A 13,224-nucleotide genomic window follows, 5' to 3' on the forward strand; every position below is an offset into this window, starting at 1 on the left:
CGCACAATTCTTAAGCTAACACGGTACGTTTAAATTAAGACTGAACGATGGAGAAATCGAGGTAGATATCATCAGCCTCGTCTTCTCCTACCGTTACGGTTAATCCCTCGGTACAAGGCACACCTACTTCGCACCAAGCAATTAAAGCATTAACGGCAATGTCACTGCCTTGGGCGAGTACTTCAACACTGCCATCGCGGCAATTGGTTACATATCCTGTCACACCAAGGGCTCTGGCCTTAGTCAAGGTCGCATGACGGCAACCCACACCTTGCACTTTTCCCGTCAAATTAATTAATACTCGCTTCATCTCACGCTCCTTTTTCACGGAACCTTGTTATAGAAATAAGCATAGCCGCAATTATCCAAAGGCTAAGTGTTAACCTATGGATTTGTAGAGCAAAAAACAAACAATATTTAAATTTAGGCAAAAAAAACAGCTAACAAGACTGCTGCTAGCTGTGTCGGGCGACATACGCAAAGGGATATCCAATAAATGGACAAATAAAACAGCAACTTTGTATCATTTTGTTACAAAATAGCAAGGGTCGCTACTTTACACAATAAATAATTATTTTCAAGAGTTTGAAAAGTAAAACTATCCATCCCGAATGAATATAATGCTTTTAGCTGAAAATCAGCTCGTACACCCATCTGCATTGATCATGTTTAAAAACACCCCCGGTGATAGCCGAAGAAGTATAAAGGCGTATTGACGTTTAACGCTGAGATTGTGTTTGTTCTGGCAATTAGTAAACACGAAACGAGGGGTTGAGAAGTCCCATCTAATGACAAGCGGCGCGTATGCCTGACGATAAAGCAAGGCAAGCAAACTAGATGCAAAAAAGCAAAAAACCGACCTAATTAGCCGGTTTTTGCTTGATTGTGTGGTTAGGTAATGAAGTGCTACTCGCTGATCATCTGACCATTTTGATAGCGATACTCGGATGAGGGTTCGCCATTAAAGTAATACACCGACCTGCCGTGCAGTTGATTATCAAGATACTCATCACTTTGCAGCAGGATGCCATCTTCGTTAAAACTATAGCCTTTGCCTTGCAATTGACCTTGATCATCATACTGGGCCTGCCCTAATAAATGGCCATTGGCGGAAAAGGCTTGCCAGTGACCCACTTCGTGTCCTGCTTTATAGTTTCCATGCCAGAGCTTAACCATGCTGTAGCTGCTTTCATCTTGCAGCAGCCATTGGCCTTCGCGCTGACCGTTAACATACTGACCTTGGGCTTGCAGTTGTTTATCAAAGCCACGCAGTAAATACGCGCCATGTAACTTAGCGTTTTTATAAAACTCTCGGCGCATTATCGTGCCATCGGCTGCGATTTCTGTTTGTTCACCACTCAGCTCACCTTGTTGGTTAAACTGCTCATTGCGCGTCGTATCCGCGTTTTTTGTGACCCACTTGCCGGACTTTAACCCTAAGTGATATTGGCCGATGACAAAGCCGCCGTCCTCGGCCTTATCTTCTCGATATGCACCGTGCATTTGACCTTTGCGGTAGCTTATCCGCCTGATATAACCGTTCCAACCAGCACCGATATACAAGCCATCGTATCGCCCCTTGAGTTGTTCATCACGTTCAATCAGCTCACCAGCTGCATCAAAATGCTGACGTAAGCTCCAGTCTTTTGCTGTATCTTGCTGATATTGATAAGTTAACTTTCCCGCAGAATCGAAGCGCTGTTCAGTGCTGGTCTGACCCTTAGCGAGGTATTGCGTGTCGGTTTGGGTCGCAACGTTACCGGCATTATCATAGGTAATATGTTGAATTTCACGACCATCCTTATCATACTTTTGCAGCTCTGCTAACCGCCCTTGTTCATCAAAACGCTGCTGGTTTCCCACCTGTTTATCATGTTCATAGTGTTTAATCTCTTGCAGCACATCGGCAGCTCGGTAAATCAACACTTCGCCGTGTATTTTCCCCTTAAGATAAAACTCTTTAGTGTATAACCAGCCGTCTTTTGTCCAATACAGTCGCTCGCCTTCTCTTTTTCCCGCCACCATATTAACGGTTTGCTCCGGCTGACCATTGTTATGAAAGCTTTCATATAGCCCTTCCATACCGTTAGCGCCGTAGGTTACGCGTGTTTGCAACTGGCCATTGTTAAAATAACTTTGCGATAATCCTAATTCAGCCCCATTCACACGATGCTGAAGCTCCCTTAATTGACCATTAGTATGGTAACTTTTCTGATCTCCATTCAACTGGCCATGCTGGTAGTGGTACTCTCCCGAGAGCGCTCCGTCTTCCCAATAATGCAGATGCGTGCCCTGATAACGCCCTTGTGCATCGCTACTGCCCTTGCGAGACAGTTGACCATCGGGGTAGAAAAACTCGAAATCACCAACGATAAAACTCTCGGCTAAATTGGGACTGTTGACGCTGCCCTTAAAAACGGGTTTATCCGTCTCCAGATAAAAGAGTTGTAGCGGCCACTCACCATTTTGCTCTGTCGGCGCTTGCTCCTGATAATAAATGGCTTCACCAGGCACATCGCTAAGCCGCCATAGTTCGTCGAGTAAAATTCGCTCAGCCGACAGATTAAACGACATAAGTAGTGCAGATAATAGTAATAAGACTCTCATATTCTGCTCCTTAAGGTAACGCAGGGAATGTATTAACCCACTGTTTATTGACCGCTTCGCCGCTTATCGTCAGCTGCTCTATCTGTGCTGCGCGCCCCGCCAGTACAAACCAGCGTTCCTCACGTAATACTTGCTGCAACGGACGCTGATAAAAATCACTGCTGTCACCTTGAATAGCAGGAGCTAGCTGTAAATTTTGCGCATTTAAAAAACGATAGCGCCGCATAAAGTCGGCCACGGTTTGATGGGTATCAACATTCGGCAACTGAGTGATATCAATCAACCAGCTTTGCTCGGGTTGATACGCTAGCGCTTGCCATTTGGGCGTACCGGTACAGGCCAAAGTGCTGCTGACATTAATGTCGTAAAAATTGCGGCGGATCCCATCGGCGCTAGTCAGTTGGTACAGCACAAACTTATCCAGCCCTCCACCAAAACCCGTGTTGTTAGTGTTAGTGCTTGTGTTTGTCCATTGCAGTGTGTGCTCGTTGACCTTAGGTGCATCGACAACACTGAGCGTACACACCGCTGCCTGCTCGGAAGTTAACAGCAAACTGACGCCGTATTTGGCCACGACTTGCGGCTCAAGTAAGGCGGGGTCTTCAGGTGCAGTAACTTGCGGCTGATTAACATAGGACGCATACATATCATCACTATAAAGCAGTTGTTGCTGCGCCGGCGGATAGGCGACATTTTGCGCGTAATCTTGAGTCGGAATAAAACGAATGTTCTTAGTCAGTTCACCACTGTCAACCACAGTATTCACATAGAGTGTCAGCGTGGGCGGCGCTGCGGGAAAGGTAAACTGTGTGATCGATTCATATTGTGCCGATGAGGCCAACGCCACCATATTTTGCTCTGCCGGGGTTAACCAATCCGGCCCAGTGGGCGGCGGTGAAAGATATTTCACCATAGCGCCTTCGGCACCGTCAAAGCGCCGGTATAACCAAGATTTGTCAGTGCTGCCTCGCGATTTCAGCAAATAACTGAATGGTTTATCTTGGATTGGTGAGAGTTCCAGCTGTATATCTTCATACTGCAAGACCACAGTTTTGCTGGGATCGGGGGTCAGGTTAAGTTTGACTAATTTCGCGCCGCGATAATGGGCAGTCGCGCGAAACTCAGCAACCTGAGCTAAGAGGTCATTCGGCGCATTCCAACCGATAAGCAAATTCTGCTGCTCAGACTGATGGAAACCATCCTGTTCTGGATAACTATAACTACCTACCTTGCTCAATTGCAGCGGCAGTACTGTGCCATCCGCACTGTGTGCTGTGATATCGGTTAAGTTAAACCCGCCTTCGGGTTTAAAACCTGAAAAGTCATACTGATAAGTCAGCTTTAATAAATCATCTTGCTGGTAAAAGTAGCCCGCATCATAGGCAAATACAGCATCTTGGGTTAAGGTCTTATTGACGTTATCCAACACAACGTCAGGTTGTTTTTGATACTCAAATACTGGGAAATCATAAAAACCTAAATACTGCGTCAGATCGCCCAACTGGCGCTCCTGCGGCAACATAATAACGTTGCTGCGCACTGTGCCCTTATAGCCGTAGCGCTCAAACGGCGCTTCCGCCACTAAGGCTAACTGCGCTAACCAACCCCGCTCACGTTCTAACATCAACTGACCGTATATTTTGGCTTGCTCGCCGCCACTTTCAACTTTGGCTAACACATGAGTATCAGTGACTTGCAATACAGTAAGCTTGGCATTGGCGTGGCCTTGATAGGCAGGAAGCGCGACGACCGCCCCCGCTTTGGCGGGTATGGTGCTAAGGAAGGCAGATGAGCTAAAGAGCTTTTTCAGTTCCTGCTCAAGCTCTGCGCCGCGTTCAGCCAACAGCGCCTGCCATACAGGTTTGTTCAGTGCATTGAATTCTTTAACGCTCCCATCGTCTAGATTTAACGTAAATTCAAACCCCTGCGAGAAAATAGCGTGCATTTCTGGATTACGATCGGCCCGCTGGCCACTACTGACACCACTCCCTTGGCCATCGCGCATGTTCATATAATCGACGTGCACTTGAAACCGACTGTTTTTGCCTGTTTCGAGGACCTTATAACGCAGCAATTGATGTGACGTGGCGTTAACCGTTTCGGTACGACTACCATTGTCTACCGTGATGTTAGTGGTGCTATACAGCTGATACGAGCGCTCTTCCCCTTTTTCAGGCGTAAACTCAACATCAGCATCCCCAAAAGAACAGGCCGATAATAAACAGCATGCAACTACGCTAACCAAGTACTTCATGGTTATTCCTTGTATCTCAAACAAATAGTAAGCGCCGCATTATGCCCTTTCATACCCAGTAAATAAAATGCTTTGGCTATTTTGCCTGTCCAGCGCAACACCTTAATGCACGACTAAAATATCCTTTTAGATAGTCACAGGTACAGTAAACCAATCTCAGGCAAGTTTTTAATGACAAATTCCGGCATCAATAACTGATGAAAAAAGCGAGTTGTGCAGCATTAATTGTCATTGTTTCCCAGTGACTCGCCGATTTTTTATTTAATAAGAAGTATCCCTCTGGACTCGACGGTAACATCTGCAGCACATGGAAGTGTAAATACCGCGTTCACATGGTCAATGATGTTCCCGACATCATAGTGACATTTCCCATATCCCTATGGGTCAGATGTGAAAGAGCAGCCATATCGCCAACGGTCACAGGTACAACAATGCCAATCCTCACGAACCCTCTTGCTGTTCGTTCAGCTAAAAAGCTATTGCCCCATTGTGAGCTATGACCGATTAATCACTCAGTGCGCAGAGGATAATTTGACTTACATTTAGTCATTCCAAAAATATGGAAGTAAAGACAGATTACACCTCTATCTAAGTGACTAAATTTAGCGTACCAGTACAATACTTACTTATTATGTGAGAGTTGGAATTTAGGCTTTTATTGATAATGTTGCACCAAAAGCAATTAGACCCAAACCACACGCCTGATTAATTCTATGACCAAACTTTTGAATTATGTGACTCGCTTGTACAGATGTGACTAGGTAAGCGACTATACAAAACCAAGCCATATGTAGAAGTGCAATGTAAACGCCATAGCTAATAACGAAAGACATACCTTCATTATTGGCTGAGATTAGTTGGCTAAAGACGCTTAGAAAGAAAAGCATTGTTTTAGGATTCAATACATTACACAAAAAACCTTGAAATATGTACTTTCGAGTATGTGTGGGTTGGTCTGTTGAGTTTTCATAGTCTAATTTCAACTTAGAACTGACTAACCCTGTTACACCGAGATAAATTAAATACGCCGCACCAATGTACTTCACTATGCTAAATAAAACCGCATTCTGAGAAACTAAGTGACTAATCCCTATCACTGAATAGGTAATATGCACACAAACACCAATCCCTATCCCAAGAGCCGTTAATATGCCCGCTTTTCTGCCAAAAATTGCACTGTTTTTAAATACTAAAACAAAGTCAGCACCAGGGCTTACTACGATTAAAAGCCCAAATACTGCAAAACTTATTAACTCCATTTTCTATCCTAACTGTTCATGATTTTAAAATAATTGTATAGATTTATTGGTAAGTTATAATCGAAAAAAAGGCATCCTAAATGTGAGAAAAAGTCACAGATGAGACATTTAAAAGCATTCTATGTATTTCATATTACGGCAGAGTCATCGAGTTACAGTAAGGCAGCAGAAAGACTTCATATCACTCACGGAGCAGTGAGTAAGCAAATTAAATTGCTAGAGAGCCATTTGTCGCAGTTACTGTTTTACAAACAAGGTAGAAGAATGTGTCTCACGCAAGAAGGTGAGCTACTCAAGCTGTACACTGATATTGCGTTTAATGCTCTAGATAATGGAGTTAAGAAGCTAACGAGGGAAAGCAATAAGCATCTTGAAGTTTCCTGTGAGCCAACATTAACTATGCGCTGGCTGATGCCTAGGCTGGCCAGTTTTTTCCAGCTTACGGGTATTGATGTTCGACTATCAACAGCAGGAGGGCCTGTGGATTTAGATGAAACAGGATTATCTTTAGCCATCCGGCGTGATGACTTCGATATTAGCCCAGAATATACGACACACAACTTAGTCAATGAGTGGGTTGGCCCTGTTTTTTCGCCTGAATATTGGAACAAAGCTCAGTACAACTTAGATGATATCGTTTTGCTTCATAGTGAAACGAGACCTTCTGCATGGTCAGATTGGTCATCACGTTCAACACATGCCTTTAATATCAATAAGTCTAAATCCTTTGAGCATTTTTATTTCTGCTTACAGGCGGCAGTTGACGGTTTAGGGGCTGCTATAGGGTCATATCCTCTAATAATCGATGACTTGAAAAACGGGAGACTGGTGGCTCCATTTGGATTTACTCAATCTGGACATCGTTATGTACTGCTCAGCCACACAGAAAGACTGGGAAGCAATGAATTGGAGTTTTTAAACTGGTTAGAAAAGACAATGTCCTTATGCCAGCCTGAAACTCTTAGTTCGTAATTGTAGTGGGTTAGTGAATTTGGTCCTTTAGCAAGAAGTGTAGACTTTATGTTATGGCAATTAAAGAACTCTACAAATACAAAGCTGCTAAGTGATACTTTGTTCTGAGTTTAGTCTGAGTCGATTTTAAGAGTGAAACATTAAAAACTAATAGATATGTGACTGTTTATGCACATTGTGCTGCATAAGCTTAGTTTGAGACAAGTTTGTCACGATAATGCGCAAAACACATCGTTTAAGCGCTATAACTCACGAAAACTGCACTTTAACAGTTATTAAAGTGCACATCTTTTTCAAATCAGCACTGGCAATAAAATTCGTATAGCTTCTATCAAGCTGACCAATTGAATTAGAACACCACAAGTTGACCAAATTTTAGTAATGATACAAAGTGGCTACTGTAACGGTGGTGTTTTATACATTGTTCATGACATTGTATTTATGGAAGTGAAACTCCTAAGCTAGTTAGTGTCTCTGTTGTCATGGTCCCCGTCATCTTCAGTCCCATATCCTTTTGGTATGATTTCAGTGCTAATGAAGTACTCGGTCCCATTAGTCCATCAATCGCTCCTATGTTGTAACCATTTCTGAGAAGTACGATTTGAACTCTCATTACTAATGCTTTCAGTGTATCACTACTGCCTTGATAAGACGGGGTATCTGATACAGAACTGTTTTGAGCTGCTGAGCTGGGATATGTTGGAGTATTTGGCTGTGTATTAATAGGGCTAGGTGTGGATGGATATGAACTCGTTCCAGTCCTAGATGAGTAATGAGATCTGTGGCTTGAGTGAGAACGGTGGCTGGAATGAGAACGATGACCTGCATATAAGTTTTCACTGTTTGCGTTTATTTGCATGTCAAAACTGACCAAGCGGTTCAATTGAGCGCTATCAATGTCTGCCATTGTCACTGACGGAATAGCGTACGCCTGAGGAACCAATAATGTACTTCCGCCTATAGAAGCAACTGAAATTGTTGGAAGGATTCCTGTAATTGATCGCCAGATTTTATTAAGTTCTAACCACATTTTCTGCTCTCCTTTCTAACTGAATGGGCACAACATTTTGCTCACTAAATCGCTGAGTATGAGATTTAAAAAAACCACAGCAAAGATCCTGTTCTTCGCAGTATTCGCATTCTTTCCTAGAGCTGTTTTTCCAATCGGAGATGCTTTGTACTGCGATAGAACGCAGTGATTTGGGAACATGGCATCGTGGAATGTTATAAAGGACGGTATCTAGCCCTGAGCTTAGTAGAACATGTGTTCCTTCGAGTAATTCTTCTTGGTATTCATTTAAATCACACCATACCGCTTCATAATTTGTTCTGGCGAATCCGGTTGGTTCTAATCCCATTAAGGCGACAGTGGATACAAATGGAAGGTTCCTAACAATAAACTCTGATAGCTCTACTATGTTTTCTATGATTGGTCGAGTTAGTACAACCCTTAGCTCTATTTGTGCTCCGACATGCCCAAGATTGTAGAGCCCATGCATGGTTTTATTGAATGAGCCTAGAACTTGTGTGTGGTAATCATGTTGTTTAGGAGTCGAACCATAAATTGGAATTCCCCATACAATTTGTTGATGGCCTAACTGAATGATCTGCTCGACATAGTGATATTCTTCAAAAGCACTCCCATTGGTCAGGATATGCAATTGCGTTGATGGCAGAGCTTTTTTGGCATGCTCAAGCAGTTTTAGAAATCCGTCGCGTTGCAATGTCGGCTCGCCACCGCTAATACCTAAAACAGGGATATCTCGGTCAATGAGTTCCAGTAGCTGATGGCACTCCTCAAAACGCCAGCCATCATCTAGCACTTTTGGCGGCTGGGAGCACATGATGCATTGGTGGTTGCATCTCTCTGTGACAAAAAGCAGATTCGCAGTGCTTTTACGACGATACAGAATATCAACTCTATTCTCGTTTAATACAATCACATCTCCAGTAGAGATGACTTCAGGATGCTCCAGTTTACTGATAACCGGAATGGTTAGATTACTTGGTATGCCACCACATTGTATAGCAACAGCTCCCCAATCTAGACTGAGTAACTCTCTTTGGTTCGGATCATAATTTGGCAGAAGCAGGCAATGTCTGTTATCGCATATGCCGCTAGACACAAATTCATCCAGTCCTATGACTTTTAACATCTTCGAACCATTGAATGCATTGACCTCTGCTCTCGTTTTTAATGGGATCCCTTTATTCATTTGTCAGCCCCTCTTCGGCTCTCTGACAGAGACTATGTGGCAACCAGCTATTGAAGACAGTACGATTAGATTTGTCTTGCAATAAATTGAATACATATCGATAAAGAAACTTTTGCTTTGCACAGAAAGCACTAAATGTTCGATGACCAATCATGTCGCCATAACGAGAGTAATTTTGTATTGGATTCGCTCCGCAGTAAGGTAAATATGCGCAATCAGAGCATCCTGGCAGGGCTTCAGCAATCCCAGCGTGTAAGATAGTGTTCAACACACTTGATGACATCAGGTCTTGGTATGATTCATTAACCGAACCAAGTGCGAGTGATTCGTCGCCCATTTCAACCAGCATTCTAGACTCATCCGATGGATACACTTTTCCATTGTAGTTGTATACCAAGACTCCTGTACCGTCTCCGCATGGCGAACGCATATCGACATATCCAGTTGCCTGTGGCGTCAGGATATTGTTTAACGCTAAAGCTGCGTTTACTTCATCTAAACGATAGCCTTGCTGATTGATTTCTATGATGTACTTAAGCGCTTGCTCATAGAATTTATTAAAATCTTCAGATGAGTAACCTACCTTGTTTTCTTTCTTCACTGCGAATCCGTACATGTTCAAGGGGCGTAGAAAAATCGAGTGAAAACCAAGACGTACATACTCATCGATAATGGTTTTTATCGCAGTTAAACTACTACGAGTAATAGTGGTCATTCCTGCTATTCTGTCATGTCCCAGAACACTCCTAGCCATTTCAAGACCATGCATTGTCTTCTCATAACTATTTGAGCAACTATTTGGCCGGTTGAGTTGGTGTAACCATTGAGGACCGTCGACCGAAGTAGAAATATGAACGTTATGGAGGTGGAAAAATTCGAGCATTTCCATGTCTATATTTTGCAGACTCGTAGCTACAACAAACTGCAAATTTTTTTGTTCAGTTATATTAAGTTCTATGCAGAGTTCAATAATGTACTTAAGTACGTCATAGGCAAGTAGTGGTTCTCCACCTTGGAATTCGACCGTTAGATTTTCTGCTGGTGACTCAAACATGCGCAACACGGCCTGCTTTGCGATACTAAGTGGCATGTCATACTTAACTGCATCAGGGCTTCTTCGTGTTACTTGGCAATATTCACACGAGTTTTCGCACCTGAGTGTTAAAACAAAAATATGTAGCGCTGGACCATCAAACAGAAATGATTTTCTTGCCCTATATTTTGCACTGAAAGCTCTCAGCGCAAAGTTGTTCTTTTCACTGTAAACAAATGATTTAGATTCAAGATTCTCAAAGGTTTTTCCTGATGTGGTTAAGGATCCATCAACTAAGTCATTTAAATCCGCACAATTTAAATAGCAATGTTCGCCAACCTCATTGATGAGTAAAAATCTATCATCATTTATACGTTCAAACCGAAATGGCAGTAAACGATAACTCTGTGATGCAAAAGTTTCTGGAGAAGCTACTCTCATCAGTTCGACGCCCTCAAAGAGTTACTTAATGCAGCACTGATTAATATGTTTTTAATTTTATTAGTTTGTGCTTCAATTTTTTCACGCAATTGATAGTCGATAACCGAAGTTTTCAGATCGTTAGACAATTCATCTGCCGAAGTATTACTGGTAGAATGAACCACTGCGGATACGGTGATTTTATTCTTTTGGGAACTGACATCGAAAACGGCTATATCTGCTAACTGGTAACAGGCCTTAAGAACTGCCTCTTTACTGTAAATATTACAATCAAATGTGATATACACTTCAGGATATTTGGGCATTGATTTCACAATCCTTTGCAGTAGGGGGAAAGCGGTTCTTTCCATATAAATTACACTATCGTTAGAGAGCCGTTCTTTACGTAGATCAAAGTTTTACAACTAAATCATTTCTTATTTTTGCTGAAGAAAAATTGAAATCACAAGTTTGTGCCAGATGCACAAACTTGTAGAGATTCATTTTGATCTGAGTTTGGAGGATTACTGTCGGTGAAAAATAATTTGTTGCTTATTAAATCGGTCGCTCAGGATTTTGCCATATTTTTAGTAATTCGAAACTCAAGGATTAGATTTAGGTCCTAACGCGAAAATGTCCCAAAGCGTGCTGCGTAACGCTTTTAAATCTACAGATTACGCGAATGCTCGAAAGGTGTGCCATGGTGATTGGCGAGACGACCGTCCGCCCCATGGACGGGGCGGTCGAGCATCCAAGGACGGACTTGCTGCGAGTCGACGAGCGAATGCCATAGCAAGCCTGTGCTAGTGGATACCCGTAAACGCTAAACTTCTAACAACAGAAATTACTGCTCCCCAAACACTACTTTCCAACACATTTCTGTCCAAAAATTAGCTAGTGAATCAGACTTTCCTAGTCTGGTTCATAGGGTAACATCCAGTCATAGATATCAACTAATTACCCTTCAAACGGTATAAAACCGCTACCGCAAAAAAGCAAATTCCTATAGCATCATTTATACCAATTGACACGGATGTGGCAGCGGCCAAGTCCGGCAAGCGATTTATGCCCTGAAAACAGCACAGCGCATAAATACTAAGACGTTAGCTTTTTGTAGGGATAACAATGTCAACAACAGCATCATTAAAGTGTAAGTATTGTGGAAAATATAATGAAGTCGACGCGTGTTTTTTTGATGACTTTATGACCAGCAATGAAATTAATCTTTCATTTCATTGCGGAATATGTGGTAAAAATAACATTTATAGCAATCTCACACAGTCAGAACTGGAAGAAATAATTAATCCTTCAAGTGAATTAGAAAGACAGGCGGAATTCTTAGGTATCTCTGCTGCAAAACTTAGTGCATATGTTTATCCTCCGGATGTAATGAAGGAGGCAGATTTAGATAGAAGAAAAATTCGTGGTTTGTCTATAAAAGAGTACCTAAAATCATGTCGTCAGAGCTACCCAAAAAAGGAAGGGCAGAATTGGTGGCTCGTTTATCAATTAAAGGCATTAGATGCTGTTGTGTTCTTTCGTAGAGATTTTAAGTCATATAGGCTTCTAGATGGGAAAGGTATATATCTTGAATTTGGAAACATCATAGAATTAGGAGATTACGTACGTGAAAGAATCTAAAAGCACTGCGGGGCTGGCTGTCTAGGAGCTGTTCACCGTGGTTCTAGACAGTTGCTATGATATTACCAAGTCATCAGCATTGTAATGGTCAATAATCTGTGGGTATTGACCTGCACACCAAGAACCTTGCCCAATATGTGTCCCGCATCAATATGCGCCTACAAAGTTGAGGGATGGATATACAAACAAAATTATGCCGAGGATGTTTAATAACCTCTTCGGCATTTATTATTTAAGAGATAGTGGTTTAAAATCAAGAAGGGAACTATCAAACTCCACAGACAACAATTTATCTTTGAAAGCTTCGGATATTATTATATTAAATGCACCACCCCACTCATACAAACGAAAGGCGTCTAAGTTTTCAGGTATTTTGTCCTTATAGACAACTGGTTCAATAAAAATCGCCCACGCTTTGATTCCCAAACTTCTGGAATGTAGCCTAGAGGCCAGCGTTCAATTTTAGAACATTCCCAATCAACGCAGTCAATATAATTAAATACATGCATCAACACATACTTTAAATTGTTATGCCTATTTATAAATGGTATTAACTGGACACCACTAACATTAATATCGTCCTCAAAAAAGACATCCTCATTAAACGCCAATAACCTGGTTCCAACCGAGACAACCGGAGGTGATTTACCTTCTTTTAAGGCATTGAAATATAAAACACCTTTGAATCCAGATTGAATCGCAGATAGTTTCACATCACTTAATTCATTTCCTTCGCCATCTATAAAAAATGAACTAGGATTCATATAATTCATCCATTTTTTACTTTCCGAATTTATACCTAATTTATAGTAATTCATTACT

General features: G+C 42.0%; 11 protein-coding genes. 2 read left to right on the forward strand and 9 right to left on the reverse strand.

Annotated features, from left to right (window positions below):
- Nucleotides 1-34: 34 nt before the first annotated feature.
- The 4 genes from KO531_RS14950 to KO531_RS14965 all read right to left on the reverse strand — a co-directional run bounded on the left by KO531_RS14950 (nt 35) and on the right by KO531_RS14965 (nt 6,120).
- Nucleotides 35-310 carry an acylphosphatase gene (locus tag KO531_RS14950; RefSeq protein WP_028759808.1) on the reverse strand — a complete coding sequence of 92 codons (276 nt, stop codon included), beginning with the start codon at nt 308-310 and terminating at the stop codon, nt 35-37.
- Nucleotides 311-906: 596 nt separating this feature from the next.
- On the reverse strand, nt 907-2,607 hold the full coding sequence (locus tag KO531_RS14955) for a hypothetical protein (protein WP_219251564.1): 1,701 nt from the start codon (nt 2,605-2,607) through the stop codon (nt 907-909).
- A gap of 10 nt (nt 2,608-2,617) precedes the next feature.
- Nucleotides 2,618-4,861, reverse strand: coding sequence for a hypothetical protein (locus tag KO531_RS14960; protein ID WP_219251565.1), 2,244 nt, complete (start codon nt 4,859-4,861; stop codon nt 2,618-2,620).
- Nucleotides 4,862-5,508: 647 nt separating this feature from the next.
- Nucleotides 5,509-6,120, reverse strand: coding sequence for a LysE family translocator (locus tag KO531_RS14965; RefSeq protein ID WP_198572905.1), 612 nt, complete (start codon nt 6,118-6,120; stop codon nt 5,509-5,511).
- A 99-nt stretch (nt 6,121-6,219) separates the two neighbouring features.
- On the opposite strand from KO531_RS14965, the gene KO531_RS14970 reads away from it, so the two are divergent.
- Entirely contained in the window at nt 6,220-7,092 is an 873-nt protein-coding gene (locus KO531_RS14970; protein WP_219251566.1) for a LysR family transcriptional regulator, read from the forward strand.
- A 439-nt stretch (nt 7,093-7,531) separates the two neighbouring features.
- Here the strand turns inward: KO531_RS14970 and hxsA are convergent, their stop codons facing one another.
- Genes hxsA through hxsD form a run of 4 tightly spaced genes read right to left on the reverse strand, consistent with a single transcriptional unit; the run spans nt 7,532 to nt 11,087 of the window.
- Nucleotides 7,532-8,122 carry a His-Xaa-Ser repeat protein HxsA gene (gene hxsA, locus KO531_RS14975; protein ID WP_212601513.1) on the reverse strand — a complete coding sequence of 197 codons (591 nt, stop codon included), beginning with the start codon at nt 8,120-8,122 and terminating at the stop codon, nt 7,532-7,534.
- Nucleotides 8,106-9,308, reverse strand: a complete 1,203-nt coding sequence (gene hxsC, locus KO531_RS14980) for a His-Xaa-Ser system radical SAM maturase HxsC (protein ID WP_219251567.1) — start codon at nt 9,306-9,308, stop codon at nt 8,106-8,108. The genes hxsA and hxsC overlap by 17 nt, the downstream gene beginning before the upstream one ends.
- The gene (hxsB, locus tag KO531_RS14985) at nt 9,301-10,782 is read right to left on the reverse strand and encodes a His-Xaa-Ser system radical SAM maturase HxsB (protein WP_219251568.1); all 1,482 of its coding nucleotides are present in this window, start codon (nt 10,780-10,782) and stop codon (nt 9,301-9,303) included. Before hxsB ends, hxsC begins: the two co-directional genes overlap by 8 nt.
- On the reverse strand, nt 10,782-11,087 hold the full coding sequence (gene hxsD / locus KO531_RS14990) for a His-Xaa-Ser system protein HxsD (protein WP_212601510.1): 306 nt from the start codon (nt 11,085-11,087) through the stop codon (nt 10,782-10,784). The genes hxsB and hxsD overlap by 1 nt, the downstream gene beginning before the upstream one ends.
- 799 nt (nt 11,088-11,886) lie before the next feature.
- On the opposite strand from hxsD, the gene KO531_RS14995 reads away from it, so the two are divergent.
- Entirely contained in the window at nt 11,887-12,402 is a 516-nt protein-coding gene (locus KO531_RS14995) for a hypothetical protein (RefSeq protein ID WP_219251569.1), read from the forward strand.
- Nucleotides 12,403-12,758: 356 nt separating this feature from the next.
- Here the strand turns inward: KO531_RS14995 and KO531_RS15000 are convergent, their stop codons facing one another.
- Nucleotides 12,759-13,220, reverse strand: a complete 462-nt coding sequence (locus KO531_RS15000; RefSeq protein WP_251068971.1) for a hypothetical protein — start codon at nt 13,218-13,220, stop codon at nt 12,759-12,761.
- Nucleotides 13,221-13,224: the final 4 nt, after the last annotated feature.

It is taken from the genome of Shewanella sp. NKUCC06_TVS (assembly GCF_019345515.1).
Taxonomy (GTDB): Bacteria; Pseudomonadota; Gammaproteobacteria; order Enterobacterales; family Shewanellaceae; genus Shewanella; species Shewanella oncorhynchi.

Bases quoted from the DNA above. Each gene is read 5' to 3' on its own strand.
- KO531_RS14965 (WP_198572905.1), bottom strand. From the start codon at position 6,120: ATGGAGTTAATAAGTTTTGCAGTATTTGGGCTTTTAATCGTAGTAAGC.
- hxsA (WP_212601513.1), bottom strand. From the start codon at position 8,122: ATGTGGTTAGAACTTAATAAAATCTGGCGATCAATTACAGGAATCCTT.
- KO531_RS15000 (WP_251068971.1), bottom strand. From the start codon at position 13,220: ATGAATTACTATAAATTAGGTATAAATTCGGAAAGTAAAAAATGGATG.
- KO531_RS14950 (WP_028759808.1), bottom strand. From the start codon at position 310: ATGAAGCGAGTATTAATTAATTTGACGGGAAAAGTGCAAGGTGTGGGT.
- KO531_RS14955 (WP_219251564.1), bottom strand. From the start codon at position 2,607: ATGAGAGTCTTATTACTATTATCTGCACTACTTATGTCGTTTAATCTG.
- KO531_RS14995 (WP_219251569.1), top strand. From the start codon at position 11,887: ATGTCAACAACAGCATCATTAAAGTGTAAGTATTGTGGAAAATATAAT.
- hxsD (WP_212601510.1), bottom strand. From the start codon at position 11,087: ATGCCCAAATATCCTGAAGTGTATATCACATTTGATTGTAATATTTAC.
- hxsC (WP_219251567.1), bottom strand. From the start codon at position 9,308: ATGAATAAAGGGATCCCATTAAAAACGAGAGCAGAGGTCAATGCATTC.
- KO531_RS14960 (WP_219251565.1), bottom strand. From the start codon at position 4,861: ATGAAGTACTTGGTTAGCGTAGTTGCATGCTGTTTATTATCGGCCTGT.
- KO531_RS14970 (WP_219251566.1), top strand. From the start codon at position 6,220: ATGAGACATTTAAAAGCATTCTATGTATTTCATATTACGGCAGAGTCA.
- hxsB (WP_219251568.1), bottom strand. From the start codon at position 10,782: ATGAGAGTAGCTTCTCCAGAAACTTTTGCATCACAGAGTTATCGTTTA.